This is a genomic window from Phaeobacter sp. CECT 5382 (genome assembly GCF_001457775.1).
Taxonomy (GTDB): domain Bacteria; phylum Pseudomonadota; class Alphaproteobacteria; order Rhodobacterales; family Rhodobacteraceae; genus Pseudophaeobacter.
Map to the genome: position 1 here is coordinate 193,619 of NZ_CYSG01000005.1, position 23,897 is coordinate 217,515.

Annotated in this window: 22 protein-coding genes; 9 read left to right on the forward strand and 13 right to left on the reverse strand. The window is 58.6% G+C overall.

Annotated elements, in window-relative coordinates:
• Positions 1-14: 14 nt before the first annotated feature.
• From PH5382_RS07815 to PH5382_RS07825, 3 genes are all read left to right on the forward strand, one after another.
• Entirely contained in the window at positions 15-470 is a 456-nt protein-coding gene (locus tag PH5382_RS07815) for an Lrp/AsnC family transcriptional regulator (protein WP_058333799.1), read from the forward strand.
• Positions 467-943: an Lrp/AsnC family transcriptional regulator gene (locus PH5382_RS07820; protein ID WP_058333800.1), complete on the forward strand. Its 477-nt coding sequence runs from the start codon at positions 467-469 to the stop codon at positions 941-943. Before PH5382_RS07815 ends, PH5382_RS07820 begins: the two co-directional genes overlap by 4 nt.
• Positions 944-1,110: 167 nt before the next feature.
• Positions 1,111-2,235, forward strand: a complete 1,125-nt coding sequence (locus PH5382_RS07825) for an aminotransferase class V-fold PLP-dependent enzyme (RefSeq protein ID WP_058333801.1) — start codon at positions 1,111-1,113, stop codon at positions 2,233-2,235.
• An 86-nt stretch (positions 2,236-2,321) separates the two neighbouring features.
• Here the strand turns inward: PH5382_RS07825 and PH5382_RS07830 are convergent, their stop codons facing one another.
• The 3 genes from PH5382_RS07830 to PH5382_RS07840 form a co-directional block, all read right to left on the reverse strand.
• A complete protein-coding gene (locus PH5382_RS07830) occupies positions 2,322-3,548 on the reverse strand; it encodes a UbiH/UbiF family hydroxylase (RefSeq protein ID WP_058333802.1) in 1,227 nt (408 codons plus the stop codon).
• 124 nt (positions 3,549-3,672) lie between these two features.
• The gene (locus PH5382_RS07835; protein WP_058333840.1) at positions 3,673-3,924 is read right to left on the reverse strand and encodes a hypothetical protein; all 252 of its coding nucleotides are present in this window, start codon (positions 3,922-3,924) and stop codon (positions 3,673-3,675) included.
• Positions 3,925-4,088: 164 nt separating this feature from the next.
• Positions 4,089-4,733: a pyrimidine 5'-nucleotidase gene (locus PH5382_RS07840; protein ID WP_058333803.1), complete on the reverse strand. Its 645-nt coding sequence runs from the start codon at positions 4,731-4,733 to the stop codon at positions 4,089-4,091.
• 158 nt (positions 4,734-4,891) lie between these two features.
• On the opposite strand from PH5382_RS07840, the gene PH5382_RS07845 reads away from it, so the two are divergent.
• Positions 4,892-5,542 (forward strand): GntR family transcriptional regulator, encoded by a 651-nt coding sequence (locus PH5382_RS07845; protein WP_058333804.1) that lies wholly within the window; start codon positions 4,892-4,894, stop codon positions 5,540-5,542.
• An 82-nt stretch (positions 5,543-5,624) separates the two neighbouring features.
• Here the strand turns inward: PH5382_RS07845 and PH5382_RS07850 are convergent, their stop codons facing one another.
• Both PH5382_RS07850 and carA read right to left on the reverse strand, forming a co-directional pair.
• A complete protein-coding gene (locus PH5382_RS07850) occupies positions 5,625-7,412 on the reverse strand; it encodes a glycosyltransferase (RefSeq protein WP_231751823.1) in 1,788 nt (595 codons plus the stop codon).
• Between the two features lie 425 nt (positions 7,413-7,837).
• Positions 7,838-9,001 carry a glutamine-hydrolyzing carbamoyl-phosphate synthase small subunit gene (gene carA / locus PH5382_RS07855; RefSeq protein WP_058333805.1) on the reverse strand — a complete coding sequence of 388 codons (1,164 nt, stop codon included), beginning with the start codon at positions 8,999-9,001 and terminating at the stop codon, positions 7,838-7,840.
• A gap of 374 nt (positions 9,002-9,375) precedes the next feature.
• Between carA and PH5382_RS07860 the strand changes: the two genes are divergently transcribed.
• Positions 9,376-9,849: a GatB/YqeY domain-containing protein gene (locus PH5382_RS07860; RefSeq protein WP_058333806.1), complete on the forward strand. Its 474-nt coding sequence runs from the start codon at positions 9,376-9,378 to the stop codon at positions 9,847-9,849.
• Positions 9,850-10,170: 321 nt separating this feature from the next.
• Here the strand turns inward: PH5382_RS07860 and PH5382_RS07865 are convergent, their stop codons facing one another.
• From PH5382_RS07865 to PH5382_RS07875, 3 genes are all read right to left on the reverse strand, one after another.
• Entirely contained in the window at positions 10,171-10,542 is a 372-nt protein-coding gene (locus tag PH5382_RS07865; protein ID WP_058333807.1) for a VOC family protein, read from the reverse strand.
• 213 nt (positions 10,543-10,755) lie between these two features.
• The gene (dmdD, locus tag PH5382_RS07870) at positions 10,756-11,562 is read right to left on the reverse strand and encodes a methylthioacryloyl-CoA hydratase (protein WP_058333808.1); all 807 of its coding nucleotides are present in this window, start codon (positions 11,560-11,562) and stop codon (positions 10,756-10,758) included.
• A gap of 75 nt (positions 11,563-11,637) precedes the next feature.
• Positions 11,638-13,407 carry an acyl-CoA dehydrogenase gene (locus PH5382_RS07875; protein ID WP_058333809.1) on the reverse strand — a complete coding sequence of 590 codons (1,770 nt, stop codon included), beginning with the start codon at positions 13,405-13,407 and terminating at the stop codon, positions 11,638-11,640.
• A 121-nt stretch (positions 13,408-13,528) separates the two neighbouring features.
• Between PH5382_RS07875 and PH5382_RS07880 the strand changes: the two genes are divergently transcribed.
• Positions 13,529-14,554 (forward strand): AraC family transcriptional regulator, encoded by a 1,026-nt coding sequence (locus PH5382_RS07880; protein ID WP_058333810.1) that lies wholly within the window; start codon positions 13,529-13,531, stop codon positions 14,552-14,554.
• Between the two features lie 32 nt (positions 14,555-14,586).
• Here PH5382_RS07880 and PH5382_RS07885 read toward each other — a convergent pair whose 3' ends face one another.
• The 5 genes from PH5382_RS07885 to PH5382_RS07905 all read right to left on the reverse strand — a co-directional run bounded on the left by PH5382_RS07885 (position 14,587) and on the right by PH5382_RS07905 (position 19,974).
• A complete protein-coding gene (locus tag PH5382_RS07885; protein WP_058333811.1) occupies positions 14,587-15,900 on the reverse strand; it encodes a TRAP transporter large permease in 1,314 nt (437 codons plus the stop codon).
• Positions 15,900-16,448 (reverse strand): TRAP transporter small permease, encoded by a 549-nt coding sequence (locus PH5382_RS07890; protein WP_231751824.1) that lies wholly within the window; start codon positions 16,446-16,448, stop codon positions 15,900-15,902. The genes PH5382_RS07885 and PH5382_RS07890 overlap by 1 nt, the downstream gene beginning before the upstream one ends.
• A gap of 379 nt (positions 16,449-16,827) precedes the next feature.
• Positions 16,828-18,093, reverse strand: a complete 1,266-nt coding sequence (locus PH5382_RS07895; RefSeq protein WP_058333812.1) for an ABC transporter permease subunit — start codon at positions 18,091-18,093, stop codon at positions 16,828-16,830.
• The gene (locus PH5382_RS07900) at positions 18,090-18,896 is read right to left on the reverse strand and encodes a taurine ABC transporter ATP-binding protein (protein WP_058333843.1); all 807 of its coding nucleotides are present in this window, start codon (positions 18,894-18,896) and stop codon (positions 18,090-18,092) included. Before PH5382_RS07900 ends, PH5382_RS07895 begins: the two co-directional genes overlap by 4 nt.
• Before the next feature lie 73 nt (positions 18,897-18,969).
• Entirely contained in the window at positions 18,970-19,974 is a 1,005-nt protein-coding gene (locus tag PH5382_RS07905; RefSeq protein WP_082645598.1) for a taurine ABC transporter substrate-binding protein, read from the reverse strand.
• An 18-nt stretch (positions 19,975-19,992) separates the two neighbouring features.
• Between PH5382_RS07905 and PH5382_RS07910 the strand changes: the two genes are divergently transcribed.
• From PH5382_RS07910 to PH5382_RS07920, 3 genes are all read left to right on the forward strand, one after another.
• Entirely contained in the window at positions 19,993-20,307 is a 315-nt protein-coding gene (locus PH5382_RS07910; protein WP_231751825.1) for a hypothetical protein, read from the forward strand.
• Entirely contained in the window at positions 20,304-21,308 is a 1,005-nt protein-coding gene (locus PH5382_RS07915) for a LysR family transcriptional regulator (RefSeq protein WP_231751826.1), read from the forward strand. The genes PH5382_RS07910 and PH5382_RS07915 overlap by 4 nt, the downstream gene beginning before the upstream one ends.
• Positions 21,309-21,457: 149 nt before the next feature.
• Entirely contained in the window at positions 21,458-23,893 is a 2,436-nt protein-coding gene (locus tag PH5382_RS07920; protein ID WP_058333814.1) for a GcvT family protein, read from the forward strand.
• Positions 23,894-23,897 lie beyond the last annotated feature (4 nt).

Here is a 23,897-nt window from a genome sequence, read left to right on the forward strand (position 1 = left end):
ATATCGTAAAATCCATGCTTGATGATCTTGATCGGCGCATATTGCGCCATATGCAAAGCGAACCTGAACAGTCGATTCCTGATCTGGCAGATCGGTTGGGGATGACGCCGTCGCGCTTGACGCGTCGGCTGGAGAAGCTGCGAGAGGCTGGCATTCTGCTGGGGCAGCGGGCAGTGATCGATTGGCGCGCGCTTGGCTACGCGGTTGAGGTCTCGCTGCGGGTGACGCTGGATAAGACTAACCCGCGCGCATTTGATGAATTCATCGCCCAGGCGCGCACCATCCCAGAGGTGCTGGAAATTCAGACCTTCCTGGGTCAAGTCGATGTGCGGCTGTCGGTGATTGCCCGTGATATGGCGCATTATCAGACCATCTATCGCAGGGCGATCCTAACGCTGCCGCATATCGCGGATATCGAAGCGCTGATGCATGTGGCCCGGATCAAATCCAACGAGAGCCTGCCACTATGAGCGACCTTGATGACATTGATTTCGGCCTGCTGCGGGCGCTTTCTCAGGATGCCAGTCAATCTGCCGGGGCGCTGGGGCGTGAGCTGGGCCTGAGCCAGCCGGCCTGCTGGCGACGGATCAAACGGCTGCAGGATCTGGGAATTATTACCGGTCGCCGGATCGATCTTAATCCCGAAAAGCTGGGCTTTGGGGTCACGGTTTTTCTGGGTTTGAAATTGGCCACCAAGGGCCGGGTCAGTTTGGAAGATTTCGAACGCGCCGTTTCTGCCATCCCCGAGGTGCAGACGGTGGAACATGTGCTGGGGCTCTATGATTACCGGCTGCGTGTTACGGCCCGCGACATCGCCGATTTTGAACGGGTGCTGCGACGCCGGATCATGCTCTTGCCTGGTGTGGGCTCAGTAGATGCCAATGTGCTTTTGTCGGAAGAGCGCAGGCCGGGCCCGCTTGGGGTGCCACAAAAGATCAGCTGATCCTTGGCTGTAGCCGATGGGCTACGAAACAGGGCTGATCAGATCATTCGTCGCGAAAATTAGACAGTCTTGTTGGTGGGCGCGGGCTAACCCCATGCCGCAGACCGATGTAGGGTGGGCAAAGATTTGCAGCACTGGCTGGCAGGCACAGTTTTAGGGAGGCCCACATGGCACTTTTGGACAGCGTAGACCCGCAGGGGATGGATGAGTTTTCAGTGGTTTTCACCGACCGTTCCCTCAACCATATGTCAAAGGCCTTTCAGACAGTGATGCTCGACATCAACGCAATGCTGAAAGAGGTCTATAATGCCCGCGCCGTGGCTCTGGTTCCTGGAGGCGGCACCTATGCGATGGAGGCTATCGCCCGCCAGTTTGCCCGTGGCGAAGATGCTCTGGTGGTGCGCAATGGCTGGTTTTCCTACCGCTGGAGTCAGATCTTTGAATCCGGCGGACTGACAGCTTCGGCAACGGTGCTCAAGGCGCGCCGGTCTGGCAACGAAAGCCAGACGCCCTTTGCCCCGGCGCCAATAGAAGAGGTGGTCGCGGCCATTCGCGAGCAGAAACCGGGGATCGTTTTTGCACCCCATGTGGAAACCGCAGCTGGTGTCATTCTGCCGGATGACTACGTCACGACCATGGCTGCAGCGGCGCATGAGGTTGGCGCGCTGATGGTGCTGGATTGTATCGCCTCGGGTTGCGCCTGGGTCGATATGGAAGCAACTGGCGTCGATGTCCTGATCTCAGCCCCGCAAAAAGGGTGGAGTGCTTCGCCCTCTGCTGGTCTGGTGATGTTTTCCGACCGCGCCGTTGCGCGACTGGAAGAGACCACATCTGACAGTTTTGCACTGAACCTCAAACAATGGCGCGCCATCATGCAGGCCTATGAGGACGGCGGCCATGCCTATCACGCCACCATGCCCACGGATGCATTGCGCGCCTTTCGCGATACCATGCTGGAAACCCGTGACTATGGCTTTGAAAAGCTGCGCGAGGCCCAGTGGCAGCTGGGCAATAGCGTACGGGCCATGCTGGCGGAAAAAGGCGTCACATCCGTTGCCGCGGATGGCTTTGGCGCACCGGGTGTTGTGGTCAGCTATACCTCGGATCCGGAAATCCAGAATGGCAAGAAATTCGCAGCACTGGGCATACAGATTGCCGCTGGTGTGCCGCTGCAATGTGACGAGCCTGCGGATTTTCGGACCTTCCGCCTCGGGCTCTTTGGTCTCGACAAACTATACGATGTCGACGCAACCCTGGCCCGGCTGAAAAAGGCGCTGGACGCAGTCCTTTAACCGGCTTCACTTTTCCAAAAAATTATCGCCGGTGGCTTCGGCTTTCCAACAGGAAAGCCGGTCCCAGCCAGCGCCACGTCATGCCCTTACTTAACGCCAAGCCCCATCTGCATTAGGGTCCGGCGCACAGGCGCAAGCGAATAAAGTGCGTTCAGTCCCATGGCCCGCAGATCCCGCAGCGGGCGGGGCGTCAACATTGACGTGCGGTTCAGCAGATCAATCCCCTTCACCCGCAGCATGATCTCATTGTGGCGCGCCTTGTGATAGGCGCTCAGCATGGTGGCGTCGCCAAGCCCTTCGGGGCGGGCTTCGGCGAGATCCAGCAGGCAGCGCAGATCCCCCAGCGACATGTTCAGCCCCTGGGCACCGATGGGTGGCACCACATGGGCGGCTTCGGCCATCAGCGCCACACGTTCGCCATCGAGACGGGCGGCAGACTGGCTGATGATCGGCCAGATGCTGCGACGGGAGGCCAGGGTGAGATCACCAAACAAGCCACAGCTGCGGCGGGTCATCTCTGCCTCAAAATCGGCAGGCTCCAGTGCCAGCAGGTCTTCGGCGCGCGGGCCACGCTCCATCCAGACAACAGCCGAGGAAGGCTGGCCGTTGTAATCTGGCAGTGGCACCAGGGTAAAAGGCCCGCCAGAACGGTGAATTTCAGTCGACACATTGTCATGCGGCACCGGGTGGGTCACCGCAAAGGCCAGCGCCTTTTGCCCATAACGGGTGGTTTTCACTGGAATACCAGCAGCCTCGCGCATAGGCGAGCTTCGCCCGTCGCAGGCGACAACCAGTTTGGCGCGTACCTCGCGCCCGTCGCTCAATGTGACACGGGCCTCATTGGTGCGGGTGAACAGCGCGGATGTACCGGCGCCAGCACGGAAATCCACATTTGGCAGGGTCTGAATGCGTTTCAGCAGCTCGCGCCGGAGCAACCAGTTGGGCAGGTTCCAGCCAAAGGGCTTTTCAGAGATATCGGAGGCGTTGAAATCCTTAACCACTCTTGGTGTCGGCTCGGCACCTCCAGCGTCAACAATGCGCATGACCTGCAGCGGGGCTGCGTGTTCTGCCAATGCGTCCCAGATGCCAAAGCGCTGCAACAGCTCTTGCGCGGGCTGCAAAAAAGCGGTGGTGCGCAGATCGGATCCGGCAGCATCGCGTTCGGTCACCGGCGGGGTCGGGTCAACGCAGATCACCTTGAAACCAGCGGCGCCAAAGGTCGCTGCCGCCGTCAATCCGGCGACCCCGCCGCCGGATACTAGAATATCGCAGCTCTCTGGGTTGTTGCGCTCGGCATTGTCACGTTTGGTCATGGCCCCACCTTTCCTGTCTTCTCTTCAGATAGGCGTGCAGGCGGGGCAATGACAAGTGGCATATGGTCCCTTGTTCCGGACATGACTGTTCTGAATAGAAAGGACAGCCCTAGGAAAGGGGGGATCAGCCGCGTGAGATGGCGATCAGGATGGTGAACATCACTGGCACCATGGCAACGGCAGGCAGATAGAGACCGGGAATGCCAAACAGAAGGACCGAGCAGCCCCAGAGGCTCACCAGTGCGACCAGCGCATAGGTGAAGTTTTCTGCCTCACCATAGGCGACCTCCTTGGAGATGCGGCCCAGCAGAGGAATGGCAAAGAGAATGCGCTGCCACAGGGGCAGGCGTTCGGGAAGAGTATAGGCAAGAGCCATGCGCGCGATCCTTTTGAATATGGTTCGCGCCAGCATATAGGCCTGCAAAGATCCATTTTGGAGACCTGTTTCACCAAGATAGCGCCAATTCACCTGCGGCGGATTGTCTTGCGCCTTCTCAGATGCTTAGCGCGTGATCTCATAGGTTGTGAGAGCCGATCTCGTTACAGGATCTTGGCGAGAAACCCGGCCAGATCATCGGTGTGATGATGGATGTGGTCGCCGTGATGCGCCTCGGGAGCGACGTGTACCGTGCGCATGCCCATGGCATGGGGGGCTGCCAGATTGCGCGGATCATCTTCGAACATGGCGGCGGTTTCAGCCGTTATCCCTGCTTTGTCAAAGATCATATCAAAAGCGGCGCGCTCCGGCTTGGGGCGGAAATCTGCGTGTTCTACGCCATAGATTCCATCAAACAGCCCTGACAGGCCACGGGCGGCAAGAACCCGTTTTGCATAGGGGGCGCTGCCATTGGTGTAAACAAAGCGCTTGCCGGGCAAACCGCTGATCCGCGAGGCTAGATCGGTGTCTTTTTCCAAATGCGCTAGCGAGATGTCATGCACCGCTTCGAGATAGGGCAGCGGGTCCATGTCGTGATCGCGCATCAGCCCCGCCAGCGTGGTGCCATGTTCGCGCCAATAGGTTTTGCGTAGCCGGTCGGCCTCGGCCTGATCGACCCCGAGTTCTGCCATCACATAGTCGGTCATCTTGACCTCGATCTGATCAAACAGCCGGGCCGAGGGATGATACAGGGTGTTGTCGAGGTCAAAGACCCAGTGACGAACGTGAGAGAATGCATGCTTGACCATAGGGTCGCAGTAGGCAGCAGCGCCGGGTTTTGCAACGCAATTTTCTGAACCAGCCGGTGATATTGTCTCCAAACTGCCGGGATACGTCGGCACGCAAGGCTTGAATGCAGCGCGCTGACCTGTAGGAATACAAAGCGACTGTCAACGTGGGAAAACTGATGAACCAGAGCCGCAGCAACCTCAAAGACGCCTATTCGCTGATACTGGAGGCGATCGACGTCGGTGTTTACAAACCAGGCGACCGTTTGGTGGAGAGCGATCTGGCTGAACGCTTCGGGGTGTCACGAACCCCGATCCGCGAAGCCCTGCAGCGCCTTGAAACCCAGTCTCTGCTAGAGCGCGATGGGCGTTCGTTGATTGTGGCCTCATTGGACCACAACCAAATGGCAGAACTTTATGTGGTGCGCCGTGAGTTGGAAGGGCTGGCCGCCAGTCTGGCAGCCCGCCATGCGACGGTCGAAGAGATTCGCGTGCTCAAGGATATGGTGGCGGAGGATGACGCCCTTGTGGACAAGCCAAGCGATCTGGCCAAGGCAAACCGGCGGTTTCACGAGCAGATCCATTTGGCGTCACACAACCGCTACCTGGTGCAGCAACTCAACCTTGTGCATCGCTCAATGGCGCTGATGGCGACCACTTCGCTGGCGGCCGAAGGGCGCGGCGAGATTGCCCAAGCCGAACACAAGCGCATCGTTGCTGCAATCGAGGCACGCGACGAAGAGGCCGCAGGCCAGGCGTTGAAGGACCATATCTCGGTTGCGTTCATGACCCGGCTGAAACAGGATGCAGGGACCCGAGGCAAGAGCTGACGTGGTCCTAACTTATGACGGGTGTGGCAAAACATGGCGCTTGTAAGCGAGCAAGCCGGGGATTTGACAGGATAGTCTCAGTCTATTGATTTTGCTGAATCTGCTCCGAAATATGCGCCTCATCCCGGGCGCTGGGAGGGTGGAAGCCGTGACTGGTCTTGTCCCAGAAAAACGGATGCCACAACAGCTCATAGAGAGCTTTGTAAACCGCGATGACGCCCATCATGAAATAGAAAGACAGACAGGGGGCCCAGATTGCCAAGCTAGGCCTGCCGGAGGCAAAGGCCGCCGTTGCGGCAATGACAATTCCCAGCAGTTCAAAAAACACCAGGGCCACAATCGTCAGGCTGACCACCTGCGGGGGCACCACTGTGGCGCTTGGGTGCGGTAGTCCGATCAGAACCAGCCAATAGGTCCAAAGGAAGGGCGCCAGCAGAAACTGCCCGACAGTGCCCAGGAAAAAAGCCTGAAAGCCGATGAATGCAGCGCTGCCGAGATCCCGCCACAGCTGCACCGGGCGACGCATATGCACCAGATAGGTGGCCATAAAGCCTTTTAGCCACCGCGAACGCTGGCGGATCCAGGTATTCGGGCGACAACTGGCTTCCTCGAAGGTGGTGGTGGGCAGCATGCGGGTGCGATAGCCGGCCCGAAACAGACGCACGCCCAGATCGGCATCTTCGGTGACATTATGGGCGTCCCAGCCGCCAAGATCATCCAGCACCGCGCGGCGCACGAACATGGTGGTCCCTCCCAGTGGAACCACCAGATCCAATTTGGCAATGCCTTGCAGAACGATACGAAACCAGCTGGCATATTCTAGGGTGAAACAGCGCGAAATCCAATTTGCCCGCGGGTTGTAATAGTCCAGAATGCCCTGAAAGCAGACAACCTCTGGTGGGGCAGTTGCAAAGGCACTGGCAACCCTCTGCAATTGATCGGGCAGGGGCGCATCTTCGGCGTCCCAAACGCCAATAATGTTGCCCCGGCAAAAGTTCAGCGCATAGTTCATGGCGCGCGGTTTGGTCCGCAGATCGCCCCAGATGGGGACTTCGATGACCGCAATCCAGTCTGGCAGTTCAGCCTCATCAATTGCGCTGCGAGTCACAGTATCGCCCTCTTCCAAAACCAAAAGGATCTCTAGCTTGTCTTCTGGGTAATCCAGCCGACACAGGCGTTTGAGCAGAGCAGAGCTGATTTCGGCCTCCTGATAGAGTGGGACCAGGACCGAGATTGCAGGCAAGTCCTGCACCGGCAAAGAGCGGGTTTGCGGGCCTGTCCTGTCCAGGTTGCGGCGAAAATGTGCACTGAGGCCCGCCAGCTTGAGCCCGGTGAACATCAGCAGCAGCGCCAGAGCCAGGGCGCAAAAACCCGAAAAAACTTCGATTGGAAACAGCACGGCAAGTGTGAGTACGGTGCTGACCGGCAGGAAATGCCCCATGTTTTTAGGGCGTTGCAGCAATGATCGGGTACTCAGCTCCGCGGCGACGCTCACGCTGGCTTGACGCGCGAGGGGGGCCTTGAAGTGTTGCAACAGCAAATTCGCTATCTGATCTCGTGGAGCAATGACCGGAATAAAAGGGCCAAAGCTTTCGGTCAATTCTGCCGTGAGGGATGCAATCTGCGTGGGGTCGGCAAAGGCGATGGCAACGGTGTCCCCCAGCTGGACCCATGGAATGGCGCAGTTTCGGATCCAGAAGCTGGCTGGCTGACGGGCCAGAAGAGGGGCGCTTGGGCGGAACGCACTGAGATCTACCGGTGCACCGGAGGGTGTGCCAGTGCCAAAACCCGTCTGGTTGGCAACAGGTCCACTTTTCCGGGGCTTGTTTTTGAGGGGGTTTTTGTCGGGTACCGGTCTCTGTTTGGTCACCGCGGGGGGCCGGGTCGCAAAGGGCGGTGCGTTCTGTTCGACAGGCCACGAAGGCTGACTTGACCGCTCGCATCGGGGCGTCGCATTCTGCGCCGTCCGGTCATGCGATGCGGCCAGCGTTTGGGGGTCAAAATCGATCTGCAACCCGCGCAGTCTGCGATTCTGTGCCTGGTGCTGGGCCAGGCTGCGTTTGCGAAGGGTGTTCTCGAAGCCCGGCCGGACAGGCGGGGCATAGGTTTTTGGCCGCGGCATCCGGACTGGATGCCTGTGGCGGTTAAACACCCTGAACTGCGATCCTCTCATACGATTACTCAAACCAAAAACAACCTCGGATGGGGTACACATCCGAGGTTGCTAAGGTGGCCTTAAGAGAGTGTTAACCACACTTTAAAGCGGAGCGATTTGATTTAAAGTTACCTTAAAGTTTACGAGACTTTGCGCTGGGCCATGGCCTCCGCAAAACGCTCGAACAGGTAAAAGCTGTCCTGTGGACCCGGGCTTGCCTCGGGGTGATGCTGAACGGAATAGACCGGACGACCGACGATGCGGATGCCACAGTTGGAACCATCAAAGAGCGACACGTGGGTCTCCTCCACACCTTCGGGAAGGCTCTGGGCATCCACGGCAAAGCCATGGTTCATTGAGGTGATTTCAACCTTGCCGGTGGCGTTTTCCTTTACCGGGTGGTTGGCACCGTGGTGGCCGTGGTTCATCTTGACGGTCTTGCCGCCAAGCGCCAGTGCCAGCATTTGATGACCGAGGCAAATGCCAAAGACCGGCAGATCGGTGTCGTCCAGAATGGTCTTGATCATCGGTACGGCATATTCACCGGTCGCGGCGGGGTCGCCAGGCCCATTGGACAGGAAGATACCATCAGGATTATGGGCCAGCACGTCTTCGGCGGTGGCGGTGGCGGGCAGGACGGTGACGTCACAGCCTGCCGAGGCGAGGCAGCGCAAAATGTTGCGTTTGGCACCATAGTCGAGCGCGACCACCTTGTGGACAGCATTCTCCTGGCGGCTGTAGCCTTCGGGCCAGGCCCAACGCATCTCATCCCAGCGATAGCTTTGGGCGCAGGTGACATCCTTGGCCAGATCCATCCCTTCGAGCCCGGCCCAGGCGCGGGCCTCGGCAACCAGAGCTTCGATGTCGAAATTGCCGTCGGGGTCATGGGCCATGGCCGCATGTGGTGCACCTTGCTGCCGGATGGCGCGGGTCAGACGACGGGTATCAATACCGCCAATGGCGATCCGGCCAGTGCGGGTCAGCCAGGCCGAAAGCTCTTCGGTGGCGCGCCAGTTCGAAGACAGGGTCGGATCCCATTTTACCACCATTCCGGCGGCAACGGGCATCGCGGTCTCGTCATCTTCGGGGGTAATACCGGTATTGCCGATATGCGGGAAGGTGAAGGTCACGATCTGGCCCGCATAGGAGGGGTCGGTCATGATTTCCTGGTAACCGGTCATCGCCGTGTTGAAACACAGCTCGGCCACACATCGACCGGTGGCACCAAATCCGGTGCCATAAAAGACGGTGCCATCGGCAAGCGCCAGGCATGCGGTTGGCTTGGACGGTGCGGTATCGGCCATGACGAGACTCTCCTGAGGGTGAAATTCATCGGCTTTTAGGGGGCGGCGCGCATGGGGTCAAGCCTGCCTGACAGCGCAGGCACCCCCTATTGTTCAGAGTTTGCACTGCCCAGCCCTTGCACTGCCCAGTCCTTGCACGGCCCAGTCTTCGCACTGTCCAGTCTTTGACCGGGGCGACGAGAACCGATCCTGTATGATATCCGCCAACCACTGGAACGGGCCAATCACTGGAACGGGCCGGGCTCTGGAACTGGCCGGGCTCTGGAACTGGCCGGGTTTCGCCTCGGCGTCACCCCGCCGGGCCGGGCGCTTGAAAAGAACAGACCGATTGGATAGAGGTGCGAGTTCCGGTTTCCTCTGAATGGGTAGAGAATATGGATACGCGAACCCTGGTCAACCAGGCTCTGAAGCAGGCGATGAAAGACAAGGCAGCCCAGCGGCTGACTACCTTGCGGCTGATCAACGCAGCAATCAAGGACAAGGAAATCGCCGCCCGCGGAACCGATGGGGAAACCAGTATCGGCGATGCGGAGATCCTGGCGATTCTCGGCAAGATGACCAAGCAGCGCAACGAAAGTGCGCGCGCCTACGAAGAAGGCGGGCGTCTGGACCTGGCTGAGCGAGAGCTGGAAGAGATTACCATCATCGAAGAGTTCCTGCCAAAGCAGCTCGACGAAGAAGAGATCCGCGCTGCTGTCAAAGCCGCGGTGATCGAGACCAATGCGGCATCGATTCGCGACATGGGAAAGGTGATGGGGGCCCTGAAGGCCAAATTCACCGGCCAGATGGATTTCGGCAAGGTCGGCCCCATGGTCAAGGATGAACTTTGCAAGGATGGCGGCTGCTAGGCGGTAGTGGACCGCGAACAATGATGGCGAGCAATGCTGTCGATTTGATGCTGTCGATTTGCCGGGTGGCGCCCTCAAGGGCTCCATTGGGCTGTCGGCGTTGGTAAAATGCTCTGTCACGCCGACCTGAGGGATTTCACAATTGAAGGCTGGCCTCACACTGCTGAAAATAGCAAACCGTTGTGAATTCACGGGGACTTTTCAGGCTTAGGTCAATTGACCATCATCTATGGATCTTTGGGTTTCGAAATCTGGGTTGAGCCACCTCAAAAGAGGGCGGCTCAACCGTTCCTGCGAAAGGGCGCTGGTCCGGATGCTCGACTAACCGAAGACGTAAAAAGTCATCTTGTTGCCGTCAGGATCGCGGACATAAGCGCCATAAAAGCGATCAGGGATACGCTGTCCCGGCTCACCTTCACAGGTTGCACCAAGGGACAAGGCCTTGTGATACAGCGCATCCGCCTCGGCCTTGTTTTCGGCCCTGAAGGCAATCATGTTGCCGTTCCCCGGGAGCGGGTCGTTGCCGTCAAACGGCACGCAGACCGAGATCATTGGCTCCTTCGGGGTTGCTCCGATCATGGCGATGCGACCTGCATCAATCAGAACTTTTGCGCCTCTTTCGGCAAAGAGATCGCAGTAGAATGCTTTGGCTTTTTCGAGGTCCGAAACGCCAACGGTGACATATCCAATCATCAGATTTTCCTTTGAAGTTTGCCAAAGGCTATCGTGTGCGATCTTATCTGAGTAGCCCTGAACGGGGGCGGGATTGAATGACCTTGGGTCGTTTCACCGGATTGTGACATCCCGGTATTTAGACATCCTGGTTCGGGAAAGAGCCCTGGGACGTGTTCCGATCTTGATCAGGTCAGCCTTTGATATCTGTTCGGCTGACCTGTTCGCTCGTTTTTAGCTGTTGGGACGGACGCGCGCAGCACTCTTGTCGGCAAAGGCGGCAAGCCGCGCGCGTGCGTCTGGCTGGGTGTTGACCACACCGGCAACCACCGCCTCGGCGTAGGCGGCATCCATGGCCGACATGTTCTGCATGTGGCTCACGGCGGAACAGATGGCGAAATTCGACAGGGGTAGGTTCTGCGCAGCACGTTGTGCCAGTTCCAGCGCCTTATCAAAGCTGGAGCCTTCGACGATATATTGCGCCAGACCCAGATCGCAGGCTTCCTGGCCCTGATAGACCCGACCGGTGAGCATCATGTCGATCATGCGCGATTTGCCCACCAGATCGGTGACGCGAATGGTGGCACCACCGCCAGTGAACAGGCCGCGCTGGCCTTCGGGCAGGGCGAAATAGGTGGTCTGGTCCATCACCCGGATATGGGCAGAGCTCGCCAGCTCCAAGCCGCCACCGACAACGGCGCCCTGCAGGGCTGCAATCACCGGAACACCGCCATATTCCATCTTGTTGAAGGCCTCATGCCAGCGCAGGCAGACATGCATGAAATCGGCAGGGCTGCGATCTTCGTCGTGATGTTCGATTAGGTCGAGGCCTGCACAGAAGTGATCGCCAGAACCGGCCAGAACCACGGCCTTGACCCCAGCGCGTGGCGCGGTCGAGAAGAAATCCACCAGCTCTTCGATGGTGTCGATGTCCAGCGCGTTGCGTTTGGTCGGGCGGTTCAGCGTCACCACCCAGACCCCATCGTCATGGGCTTTGAGGTCGAGATTGGTGTAGCGGGCGATATCAATGGTTGGGGTCATCATCTGATCCTTGGTATACTAATATAGTCTATGTGCTCAGGTCGGGGCCCCGGAACCGGGCCACCGGAACGGGCCTTAAAGCAGGGCAGAAAGCAGGCTGTCGCCGCCCTCCACACAGCGGGTGCGCTGCATCTCGGCTTCGCAGAGGATGTGGTCGGCGTAGAACCGGGCGGTGGCAATCTTGGCCGCCATGAAGTCGGGATCCTCACCGCGCGCCAGGGCGGCTTCGGCAGCCAGCAATGACCGTGCCATCTGCCAGCCGGAAACAAGATTCCCCGCCAGCATCAGATAGGGAACACCAGCGCCAAAAGCGGCAGGCATTTTACTTTTGCCGAGACCCAGAAGATGGGTCACCACCTCTTCATAGGCGCTGCGTGCAGTACCCAGACGTGCCGCGACCGCCTGTGCTGCGGCAGATCCCTGCTGCAGCTCTTGTTCGGTTTCAGCGATCAGTGCGGCCAGGCGAAGCGCAGTTTTACCACCATCGCGCAGGGTTTTACGCCCAACCAGATCATTGGCCTGAATGGCGGTGGTGCCTTCATAGATCGGCAGGATGCGGGCATCACGGTAGTGCTGCGCAGCGCCCGTTTCCTCAATGAAGCCCATGCCGCCATGCACCTGCACACCGAGCGAGGCAACCTCGACGCCGTTTTCAGTCGAGAAGCCTTTGACCAGCGGGGTAAGGAATTCCGAGATCGCCTTGGCCTCGGCGCGTTCCTCAGCGCTGGGGGCGTGCCGGGCGAGATCCTGACAGCCCGCCGCATAGGTCGCCATGGCGCGAGCGCCTTCAGTGAGGCCGCGCATCCGCATCAGCATGCGGCGCACATCGGGGTGATGAATGATGGTCACCGCCTCGCGGGTTGAGCCATCAACAGGCGCGCTCTGGACGCGTTCACGGGCAAATGCGAGCGCTTGCTGGTAGGCGCGTTCCCCAACTGCAATCCCTTGCAGGCCAACGGCGTAGCGCGCGGAATTCATCATTTCAAACATATAGGTCAGGCCAGCATTTTCTTCGCCAATCAGAAAGCCGGTGGCGCCGTCAAATTCCAGCACGGCTGTTGGGCTCGCCTTGATCCCCAGTTTGTGTTCGACGCTCTGGCATTGCACGGTGTTGCGCGCGCCAAGGCTGCCATCGGCATTGACCATGTATTTGGGCACCAGAAACAGGCTGATGCCTTTGACGCCTGCGGGGGCTCCCGGGGTGCGGGCCAGCACCAGATGCACGGTATTTTCCGCCATGTCGTGCTCACCATAGGTGATGAAGATTTTGGTGCCGCTAACCTTGTAGCTGCCATCGCCTGCCGCCTCGGCGCGGCTGCGCAGCAGGGCCAGATCACTGCCGGCCTGCGGTTCTGTCAGGTTCATGGTGCCGGTCCATTTGCCGCTGACGAGATTTTCCAGATAGGTCGCTTTGATTTCTGCCGAGCCAGCTGTCAGCAGTGCCTCGATCGCGCCATCGGTTAGCAGCGGGCACAGTGCAAAGCTCAGGTTGGCGGCGTTCAGCACCTCGGTGGCGGCCGCACCAACAGCGCGGGGCAGGTCCTGTCCGCCGAATTCGCCGGGGTGTGGTAGGCTTTGCCAGCCCATTTCGACAAACTGCTGGTAGGCGGCGCTGAACCCGTCGGGCAAGATCACTTTGCCATCAGTGAAATGGGAGCCTGCCTGGTCGCCGGGGGCATTCAGCGGGGCGATTTCTTCGGCGCAGAACCGGCCCAGTTCTTCGAGAACCGCAGCCGCGTCGTCCTTTTCAACAGAGGCGTATTTTTCCAGGCCAACGACCTCTGACCACCTTGAGAGATGTTCAATATTGAAAAGCATGTCTTTCACGGGGGCAACAAAGGTCAAGGGTCGGCTCCTACAACTGGCTGGCTATTACTGCCAGATAAGAAGGCTATTACGGCCCCGCAATCTCCCCAGCAGACGACAAATTTGCCAAAAGTGACAAAACCGGCGTAGAAGCAGGGCTATGAACTTTGAACAGACTTCTCCGGTGCTGCCAACCGTTTCACGGGCCTTTCTCGAAGACTGGCTGACGGCCCTGCGGCAGCAGTGCCCGCCGCAGCAGTTGGCGGGTTTTATGGCGCAGATCGGGCTGACCGGTGCTGTCCGGCCCGGCGGTCGCGTCACCCATGACCAGATCGTGCGTCTGTATCAGCTGGTGGCGGTCGAAACCGGCGACGAAATGATGGGGCTCTGGAGCCGCCCAGTGCGTACGGGGGCACTGAAACATCTCTGTGCCTCGGTGCGCGGTGCGTCGTCCCTGTCGGCAGCCCTGTATCGGTTTACCTCCTTTTGGAACCTGTTGCTGGACGATTTCAGCCTGGTGTTTGAAACCGAATCTGAGCGAATGCGCATTGTCTTGGAGCCGCGCGACGGGGCTGTAGCACAGCGTTTTGGCCATATGTTGTTGCTGAAACTGGCACATGGCATTGCATCCTGGCTGACCGGGCAGGAGGTGCCTCTGCGCGATGTAGGCTTTGCCTTTGAGCGCCCTGATTTCGCCGAAGACTATCTGGTGCTGTTCCCGGCGCCGATCCGGTTCGGGCAGGGGGTCTCGTCGATCGTATTCGAGGCTCAGCTAGGAGATCTGCCAGTGGCTCGCAGCGAGGCTGAAATGCAGGAGTTTTTGTTGCGGGCTCCGCGGGACTGGATCTTTACCAGCTACCGCGAACATGCCCTGCCACTGCGCCTGCGCGAGATGTTGCAACAGGCGGATCAGCTCGATTTTCGTCTCGATGATGCGGCGCAGGCGTTGAACCTGACGCCGCGCACTTTGATCCGGCGGCTCGATGCCGAAGGTACCTCTTTTCAGGCGATCAAGGACGGGCTGCGCCGCGATATTGCCATCCGCGATCTGTCCCGGGGGATCAAGAGCATCGAGGCGATTTCACAAGATATCGGTTTCGCCTCGGCGGCGAATTTCCACCGAGCGTTTCGGCGATGGACCAATGTGACCCCAGGGGCCTATCGCAAGCAAAATACCAAGACCTGAGGTGGGGTGAGGTCTTTGACGCTGTACGGTCGCTACATCGAATTGGGCAGGAACAATACCAGCGATGGCAGCAACACCAGCAGCGCCAGACGAATGACATCGACAATCCAGAAGGGGGTCACACCGCGAAAGATTGTGGCTGTCGTGACATCCCCAACCACTCCTTTGAGCACAAAAACATTGAGCCCCACGGGGGGTGTGATCAGGCTGATCTCGGTCACGACCACAACAATGATACCGAACCAGACCGGATCAAAGCCAAGGTCGGTGACCAGAGGGAAAAAGATTGGCACCGTCAGCAGCAGCATCGACAGGCTCTCAAAAACGCAGCCCAGCACCACATAGATCGCCAGGATCATCAACATCACTACCATCGGGGCCAGCCCGGCGGATTGCACCAGCTCGGTCAGGGCCTCTGGCAGGCCAGCCAGATTGACGAAATTGGAAAAGACCCAGGCGCCAATCAGCACGGCAAACAGCGAGGCAGTCGTCTGAACGGTCTCGATCAGCACCTGCAGGGTGCCTTCAAAGGTCAGACTGCGCCGTGACAGGGCGATTAGAAAAGCCCCGGCAGCGCCCATGCCCGCAGCCTCGGTCGGCGAGAACGTCAGATGCAGTGGCCAGAAATCGAGCGCCCCATAGAGGCCACCGATGACGACAAAGAACAACAACAGCACAGCCCAGACTCCACGCAGGGCAGCAGCACGGTCGGTCCAGGTGGTCGGCGCGCCCGCAGGACCTGCCTCCGGGTTGCGCAAAATGGTGTAGCGGACTGCAGCCAAATAGAGCAGGACCCCCAACAGGCCGGGGATGATCCCGGCGATGAAGAGCTTGCCGATGCTGGTTTCCGTGAGCAGGCCATAGATCACCAAAATGACCGAAGGCGGGATCAGAATTCCCAAGGTGCCCCCCGCCGCAATCGAGGCCGTCGAAAGACTATCGGCGTATTTGTATTTGCGCATCTGTGGCATGGCGACCTTGGACATGGTCGCGGCCGTCGCCAAGGACGAGCCGCAGATGGCAGAAAAGCCGGCGCAGGCCACAATCGTTGCCATCGCCAGTCCGCCGCGCATATGGCCAAGGAATGCATAGGAGACCTGATAGAGCTCTCGCGATAGCCCGCCTTTGTTGACGAAAAGACCCATCAGGATGAACAGTGGCACCACCGACAGCCCATAGTCCTGAGCGGTGTCGATTATCAGGCGCCCCACCATGGAGATCGAGGCGCGAAATCCGCGCAGTTCGGCGTAGCCGGCAAAACCAACCAAACCCATGGCAATGGCAATGGGCATCCGCAGGAATACCAGGGCAAGCACGGCAGCAAGGCCGATAAGAGAGGCAAGCATCAGAAACGGACCTTTGAGGGGGCAATTATTCGGGCAACACCGCGCGCCAGCAAGGTCAGCGCGGTCAGCAGGGTAAAGCCGGCAATGAACCATCCGGCATAGTGTTGGGGCAGGTGAAGGTATTCGGTCATATCGCCATAAGACCGTGCGCGCTCAGCCAGCTCCCAAACGCGTTTTGCCGGCCACAGCAGGATCACGCCACACAGAAGGTCAATCAGAATGTCGCGCAGTAAAGCTAAGCGGCGCGAAAACAGCGGGTCCATCAGATCCACAACGATATGGGCCCCTTTCCAGCTGACGATCGGCAAAGAGGAAAACACGATGATGGCCATGGCCAGCCGGGTCAATTCGGTGGCGGCCTCGATCGGGTTGTTGAACAGACTGCGCAAAATCACATCGGCAAAGGTCATGGTCATCAGGCCAAACAGGCTGGCCGCCCCCAGCCATGTCGGCAGAATCGCGATATAGCGCCAGAGGCTTGGCTGTCGCAGCCGCATGTCCCAGGGGAACAGAGCTGCACTGTCGGATGTGGTGTCGTCGGGTTTCACAAGAGATATCTTTCCAGCGTCTGGGCCGACCCTAGCCGGGCCGGGAGAGCGAGAGCAAGACCACAGGTCGGCCATGTCTCGGGTTCAAGGCAGGCCCTTTGCCTGGTCAGGCAGTGCCCTGCCTGGGCATAGATTTCCTGGCAGAGATCTCCTGCGATTTGAAATGTATATTAATAATCATATTTCATTACCCATTACCTTCCGTCAAGCCCCGTCAGGCCACGACAGCAGATCAATGTCTTGTCCGGCAGGTGAATTTGTCTGGCACCTTGGGTGGCAGCCGCGCAGGGCAATGCCCGCGAGGCCTATAAAAAAGGCCCCTGAAATCAGGGGCCTTTTTGCGTTGTTGCCAATCGGTTGCCCAAAAGCCAGTCAGGGGTCAGCTGCGGCCTTTCCAGGGCACCAGGATGTTTTCGGCTTTGCGCATCAGGATATCGATGCCGTAGCCGATGATGCCGATCAAAACGATGCCGAGGATCACGATATCCGTGAGCTGGAACTTGGAGGCGGCAATGATCATCATCCCGGCACCTTTTTGCGCCGCAACCAATTCGGCCGCAACAACCGTGCCCCAGCAGACGCCCATGGCAACCCGGGCCCCGGTAAAGATCTCGGGCAGGGAATTGGGAACGATCACATAGCGCATGATCTGTGCCTTGGATGCGCCCAACGAGTAGGCCGCGTGGATCTTTGAGATATTCACCCCGGACACACCGGCCCGTGCGGCAATGGTCATGATCCACAGGGCCGCCAGGAACAGCAGCACGATTTTGCCTGTCTCCCAAATGCCGAACCAGATGATCACCAGCGGGATCAGTGCCAGCGGTGGCACCGGGCGCATGAATTCCACAATCGGGTCAAACCAGCCCCGGAACCAGCCGGACAGACCCATGGCGTAGCCCAGTGGAATGCCAACAAGCGAGCCAAGAATGAAGCCTGCTATAACGCGGGTAAGCGACCAGCCGAGATGCTCCCAAAGAGAAAAATTCTGGTAGCCTTCGCGGGAAATTTCGAAAAACCGCGCGACGACCTTTTCGGGGGAGGGCAACCAGATCGGGTTCATCTGCATGCCTAGATCCGGCGTATAGATGATGGCCCCCTTGCCGCTGAGGGTGATGGTGCCGTCGCCTGCGTCAAAGCTGCCGTCGGAGGCAGCTGCGGCACCATTGATCGCGACTATTTTTGCACCTGCTTTGCGTTTGATCTCATCGTTTTTGTCAAACAGGATCGTCGCCGAACGCGAGGCTGTCATGGCAATGGAGTCATTTTTGGCCAATCCATCGCCGGGGTCGACGTCGAATTTTTCCGCATCCTCGCCAAAGGGGGCAACGCGCAGGAACACGGTTGCGTCGTGGCGCTGCCCATCCGTGTCTTCGACGGTATAGGTGAAGTCCGTCTCGCCAGTGAACGGGCCGGGCACGTGGAAGGGCAACAGCTTGGAGCCGGTGAAGGCAGCCCAGATCAAAAAGATCACCAGAACTGAAATCACCGAAGCCGCGCGATCGGGTGTCACAGCGCTTTCATCGCCAAAGGTCACAGTCTTGAGACTGGTGAAACTTTTTTGAGCGGTCATGCCCTTGCGGATCATTTTGACCAGCAAAAATGCCCCTACGAACAGCCCGATGTAGAAGAGAAGTACACTCATGCCACGTCCTCCGTGCGGCCCATGATCTCTTCTTCCATTTCCCAGATCATCGACAGGATTTCATCGCGGGTTTCGGCAAAGCCTTCGGATTTTTTCACGTCCCGCAGGTCGGCGTTGACGCCACGTTCGGCAAAGGGCAGGCGGTATTCTTTGTGAATACGGCCGGGGCGTGGTGCCATGACCAGCAGGCGCTCGCCCAGGAGCAGGGCCTCTTCAACCGAGTGAGTGATCAGGATGATGGTCTTGCCGGTCTCTTTCCAGAGCTTCAGCACCAGCCCCTGCATCTTCTCGCGGGTCAGTGCATCCAGCGCGCCAAGGGGTTCATCCATCAGGATAATATCTGGCTCATTAGCCAGGCACCGGGCCAGGGCGACGCGTTGCTGCATGCCGCCTGACAGTTCGTAAACTGCCTTTTCCTTGAAATCCTGCAGGCCAACGACCTCCAGCAGGTGGTCGGCGATCTTGTCGCGCTCGGCTTTGGGCATGCCCTTCATGCGGGGGCCAAAATCGACGTTTTCGCGCACGCTCATCCATTCAAACAAAGCGCCCTTTTGGAACACCATGCCGCGTTCGGCATCGGGACCGGTGACAAGATGGCCATTCAGCTCAATCTTACCTTCGGTCGGGGCAAGAAAGCCTGCCAGAATATTCAGAAGCGTTGTCTTGCCGCAGCCGGATGGCCCCAGCACCGACATGAGCTCCCCCGGTTTTAGTGAAATCGACACGTCTTTCAGCGCCTGTACCGAACTGCCATTGGGCAGATCAAAGCGCATAGAAAGCCCGCTGATGTCCAATCCTGTCATGGCCATCCCCTAGCTGTTTTTTATGTGGAAAATGGCCCGGAAAAATCCGGGCCAAATCAAAGTTTGCAGGGGCCTAGTTGCCAGCCGCAGCAAGTGGGGCGGTCTCGACCGTGGCTGCATAGGAATCGAGTGCGCCTTCGATGCTGCCTGCGTCAACAAAGACGTTGGCGACACCCAGCATAAAGTTTTGGGCTGCACCACCCAGCCACTTGTCCGACAGCTGGTCATCCACGGAAGGGAAGCTGAAGGTGGCGATGGTGGCCTCGGTATCGGCTAGATCCATGCCCGCGTCCTTGGCGATCACCGGCAGCATCACGTCTTTTTTGTCGCCTGCGTTCCACATGGCATTCATGTCGGCGGTGACTTTCAGGAAGCCCGATACCAGATCAGGTTCCTGCGTAACAAAGTTCGACGGCGCAGCAGTAACGTCAAACACCAAAATACCCAGTGCTTCTTTTTCGGCACCGGTCAGCAGGATGTTGCCGTGCTCTTTCATGCGGCGCAACGCGCCACCCCAGCCGCAGACCATGTCCAGGTTGCCCTGGGCAAAGGCAGCAGCGCCATCCGGTGGTGCCATGTCGACGATTTCCATCGAGTTCACGTCAACACCGAAATGCTTCATCTGCGACAGGAAGCCATAGTGAGCGGCGGTGCCGATTGGAACACCAACCTTCTTGCCTGCCAGCTCAGCTGCGTTTTCCTTGTCGATCTCAAGGCCTTCGGCAACGACGCAATTGTCATTTTCGGAATAGCTAACCGCAACATCCAGGGTCTGCAGATCCTGACCTGCCGATGTGGCAACAACGAAAGGCGGAACACCCTGGCTGACCGCGATTTGCACATCCCCCGAGGCCATCGCCGCAGACATCGCGGTGCCGGTATCAAAGGCAACCCAGTTGATTTTGACACCCAGTTCTTTTTCATAGATGCCTTCGGCTTTGCCATACTGGAAGGGCATTGGCCATTCGAGGAAATAGGCCACTGTCAGCTCATCTAGGGCTGCGGCCTGTGAAGCAGTGAGCATAGCGGCAGCAGCTGCTGTCGATGTCATCACGGATTTCATTTTGGTCAGTTTCATTTTTTCACCCTGTTGTCTTTGATCCTTGAGGATCGTTGGTCTTTGGCATGCGGCAGTTTGGCCTGCCTTGTTGCTGTGTTTTGGCTGATTGGCGCGAACGTGCGCTATCGGTACGAAAAAACTAACGAACAAAGCGGCCATGGCTTCACAAATCGCTGTCTTTCTGGAAAGTCGAAATCTAGTATCGGAAAAACCGAAATAGAGGTGTTGCTGGAAAAATGGGCAGGGCGGTGCTTTCAAAAGCTGATCAATAGGCTGATGACCCAGCTGGGCGCGAAGAAGGGTAGGCTGATGGATACTGGTGACCAAACTTTAGGAGAAACCTGCAGATGATGGATCGCTCAAAGCTGAGTATGCGCTGGCTGGAGATATTTCTTTTGGCGGCGCGCACGGGGTCTATTCAAAAGACCGCTGCCGAAAGCGGGCTGTCTGCCAGCACGGTCTCGCAGCATCTGCATAGTCTGCAAAGCAGTCTGGGGGTGGCGCTGCTGGATCATTCCAAACGGCCGATGCAGCTGACCTCGGCGGGGGTGATCTTTGCGCGCTACGTGGAAGACGGCATTCGCCTGATCCGTCGCGGCGAGACCGAACTGACGACCGGCAACTGGGCAGAATCACGTGACCTGCGGTTTGGCATGGTTGATGATTTCGACAGCGAAGTGGCGCCGGAATTGGCCCAATTTCTAGCCACGGCACTGCCGAAATGCCGCTTCATGCACTACACCCGTCCAAGCCATGCGATTTTGCAGCTGTTAGTGGAGCAAAAACTTGATGCCGCCGTCGCCACGCGGCCGTTGAACGATATGCCGGGATTGGTGGAATACCGGCTGCTTCGCGACCCTTTCGTGTTGGCGGTTCCGTCGAGTTCGACCTTCAACGCAGAAGAGTTTCTAAGTGGCAAATCCGGCCTGCCGTTTTTGCGTTACTCCGGGGCGCAGATCATTGGCAATCTGATCGAAATCCATCTGCGTCGCCTCAAGGTGACGCTTCCCAACCGGTTTGAGATGGAGAGCAACCATTCCCTGATGGGATTGGTGGCCGAGGGCAGCGGTTGGGCGATCAGCACCCCCGCCAGCTACTTTCGCGCCAAGCGGTTTCACGACCGGGTGACGTTGTTGCCGTTTCCGGCCAAAGGCTTTGCCCGCAACCTGTCCCTGTTCAGCACCGATGTTTTTCCGCCCGGCATGGCTGAGGTCGTCGCGAGCGCGCTGCGTCGCCTGATTGCGCGCAATTTCACCGAGCCGGTGGTCTCAAAGGTTCCTTGGTTGGCACATGAATTCATGGTTTTGGGGGGCGATGAGCCGGGGCCAGCCAAGACGGAAACCGAGGATTAGGTCACGGTCTGGGTTGTGGTTGCGACTTTCGGAAAAGTCGCGGCAATTCGTAAGTCAGTTTCGGTTTTTTAGGATCAGGGGGGCGGCAGCTTGACCAATCCTGCTGAAAACGACTGATCTCTGGGAGAGACCTTCCTGGAGCACCAATCATGAAATCACGTACCAAAGTAGTTGTCATCGGCGGCGGCATTGCTGGCTGTTCGACCCTGTATCACCTGACCCAGGAAGGCTGGAGCGATGTGGTGCTGGTCGAACGTGACGAGCTGACCAGCGGCACCACCTGGCATTCAGCCGCACAGGTGACCAACTTTGGCATGAATCAGACCATGGTGGGACTCAAAACCCATTCCATCAACCTGTACAAAGAGCTGGCCGAAGACCCGGATTATCCGATCAACTATCACCACGGCGATGGCGGCATTCGCCTTGCCAATACCGAGGCCCAAATGCAGGGCTACCGGCATTTCACCTCGATGGCGCGGGGCATGGATGTCGAGTTTGAGGTGATCAATGCCGAAGAATGCGCGCGGCGTCATCCGCTGATTTCCACTGACAATCTGATTGGCGGGCTGTGGGATCCGATGGATGGCGATATCGACCCGGCGCAACTGTGTCAGGCGCTGGCCCGCCGCGCACGCAACGCCGGGGCAGAGGTCTATCGCAACACGCCCGTCACCGGCCTGATCCAGCACAAAGACGACACCTGGACGGTGGAAACCACCAAGGGCAATATCGACTGCGATATCGTGGTCAATGCCTGCGGCTATCGGGTGAACGAGGTGGCCTCGATGATGGGGGTACATCACCCCGTGGCCTCGATGGAGCATCAGTATTTCCTGACCGAAGAGATCCCCGCGATCCGGGATGCAGGCCACCGGATGCCGCTGCTGCGCTGTCCGATTTCTGACTACTACTGCCGTCAGGAAAAAAATGGTCTGCTGGTCGGGTTCTATGAACAGGACTGCAAAACATGGGGCATGGACGGGATCGATCCCAAATTTGTCAACGCGCTGTGTCCAGATGATCTGGACCGCGTGACGGATGTGCTCGAAGGCGCCTTTGAGCGGATGCCCGCGCTGATGGAGACCGGCATTCACACCGTGGTCAACGGGCCAATCACCTATACCATCGACGGGGCACCGCTGGTGGGGCCGATCCCCGGAAAGCGCAATGCTTACTGCATTATCGGCCTGCGCGCCGGGCTAGGCGAGGGTGGCGGACATGGCTGGCTATTGGCGCAGCAAATCGTGCAGGGTGAGGCGCAGTATGACACCTGGTGCATTGATCCGCGCCGCTTTGGACCGCACAGCAACGTTGAACTCACAGCGCTAAAGGCGATCGAGGACTACCAGAACGAGTTCCGTTTTCACTTCCCACATGAACATCGCCCTGCCGGGCGCAATGCCCGCACCACGCCGCTGACACCGGTAATGGCGGCTGAGGGAGCCGAATTCACTGTGGTCAACGGTTGGGAACGGGTTGACTACATAAAACCAAGCGCCGATTTCCATCCCTCCTTGAGCTTTGACTTTGACGAAGCCTTTGATCTTGTCGCCGCCGAGGTCAAGAATGTGCAGGAAAACGTGGGCCTCTGCGAGGTCAACGGCTTCAACCGGTTTGAGATCACCGGCACGGATGCCGCTGCATTTCTAGATCGGATGTTTTGCGGACGCACGCCAAAGAAAGCCGGTCGTGTGGGGTTGGGCTATCTGCTCAACCATCAGGGCATGGTCAAGGGCGAGGCGACACTGGCCAACCTGCCTGCCTCTGATCGCGGACCTGATCGTATCTGGTATGGCTCTGCCGCCGCATCCGAACTGCATGACATGGACTGGCTGCAAGCGCATCTGCGCCGTGACGAGGATGTGCAGATCAAAAGCCTGACCAATGACCAGACCATTCTGGTCTTGGCTGGCCCCCGGGCAAGGGCGGTGCTCTCAGCCTGCGCCCGGGGCGACTGGTCAAAGGAAGGCTTTCCTTGGCTTTCGGCGCGTGAATGTTTCATCGGCTATGCCCCGGCCACGGTGTTGGGGGTCAGTTTTTCCGGTGAGTTGGCCTATGAGATCCACGTGCCTAATGCCTCGCTCTATGCGGCCTATCAGGCCCTGCGAGAGGCTGGAGAGACCCATGGGTTAAAACTGTTTGGCGCACGGGCGGTGGATGCCATGCGGATGGAAATGGGTTTCCTACATTGGAAGGCTGACTTGATCACCGAATTTGACCCCTTTGAGACCGGGCTGGATCGGTTTGTCAAACTGGACAAGCCAGAATTCATCGGCAAAGAGGCGCTGACGGCGCGTGTCGAAGCAGGGCCAACAAAGCGGTTGGTGAGCCTGGAGGTGGACTGTCGCAAATCGCCAGCTCATCTCGGTGCCTCGCTGATGTTGGATGGCAAGGTGGTTGGCACTGTCACCTCGGGGGACTGGGGGCACCGGGTGACTCAGAACCTGGCCTACGCATTTGTCGATCCGGATCTGGCAGGCCACGGCACTGATATGTCGCTGGATCACTATGGCGCACAGGTGTCTGCGCGTGTCATCGCACCTTGCCCCTATGACCCAGACTTCACCCGGATGCGGAGCTGATCCT

Bases quoted from the DNA above. Each gene is read 5' to 3' on its own strand.
- PH5382_RS07815 (WP_058333799.1), top strand. From the start codon at position 15: ATGCTTGATGATCTTGATCGGCGCATATTGCGCCATATGCAAAGCGAA.
- PH5382_RS07820 (WP_058333800.1), top strand. From the start codon at position 467: ATGAGCGACCTTGATGACATTGATTTCGGCCTGCTGCGGGCGCTTTCT.
- PH5382_RS07825 (WP_058333801.1), top strand. From the start codon at position 1,111: ATGGCACTTTTGGACAGCGTAGACCCGCAGGGGATGGATGAGTTTTCA.
- PH5382_RS07830 (WP_058333802.1), bottom strand. From the start codon at position 3,548: ATGACCAAACGTGACAATGCCGAGCGCAACAACCCAGAGAGCTGCGAT.
- PH5382_RS07835 (WP_058333840.1), bottom strand. From the start codon at position 3,924: ATGGCTCTTGCCTATACTCTTCCCGAACGCCTGCCCCTGTGGCAGCGC.
- PH5382_RS07840 (WP_058333803.1), bottom strand. From the start codon at position 4,733: ATGGTCAAGCATGCATTCTCTCACGTTCGTCACTGGGTCTTTGACCTC.
- PH5382_RS07845 (WP_058333804.1), top strand. From the start codon at position 4,892: ATGAACCAGAGCCGCAGCAACCTCAAAGACGCCTATTCGCTGATACTG.
- carA (WP_058333805.1), bottom strand. From the start codon at position 9,001: ATGGCCGATACCGCACCGTCCAAGCCAACCGCATGCCTGGCGCTTGCC.
- PH5382_RS07860 (WP_058333806.1), top strand. From the start codon at position 9,376: ATGGATACGCGAACCCTGGTCAACCAGGCTCTGAAGCAGGCGATGAAA.
- PH5382_RS07865 (WP_058333807.1), bottom strand. From the start codon at position 10,542: ATGATTGGATATGTCACCGTTGGCGTTTCGGACCTCGAAAAAGCCAAA.
- dmdD (WP_058333808.1), bottom strand. From the start codon at position 11,562: ATGACCCCAACCATTGATATCGCCCGCTACACCAATCTCGACCTCAAA.
- PH5382_RS07880 (WP_058333810.1), top strand. From the start codon at position 13,529: ATGAACTTTGAACAGACTTCTCCGGTGCTGCCAACCGTTTCACGGGCC.
- PH5382_RS07885 (WP_058333811.1), bottom strand. From the start codon at position 15,900: ATGCTTGCCTCTCTTATCGGCCTTGCTGCCGTGCTTGCCCTGGTATTC.
- PH5382_RS07895 (WP_058333812.1), bottom strand. From the start codon at position 18,093: ATGAGTGTACTTCTCTTCTACATCGGGCTGTTCGTAGGGGCATTTTTG.
- PH5382_RS07900 (WP_058333843.1), bottom strand. From the start codon at position 18,896: ATGACAGGATTGGACATCAGCGGGCTTTCTATGCGCTTTGATCTGCCC.
- PH5382_RS07905 (WP_082645598.1), bottom strand. From the start codon at position 19,974: ATGAAACTGACCAAAATGAAATCCGTGATGACATCGACAGCAGCTGCT.
- PH5382_RS07915 (WP_231751826.1), top strand. From the start codon at position 20,304: ATGATGGATCGCTCAAAGCTGAGTATGCGCTGGCTGGAGATATTTCTT.
- PH5382_RS07920 (WP_058333814.1), top strand. From the start codon at position 21,458: ATGAAATCACGTACCAAAGTAGTTGTCATCGGCGGCGGCATTGCTGGC.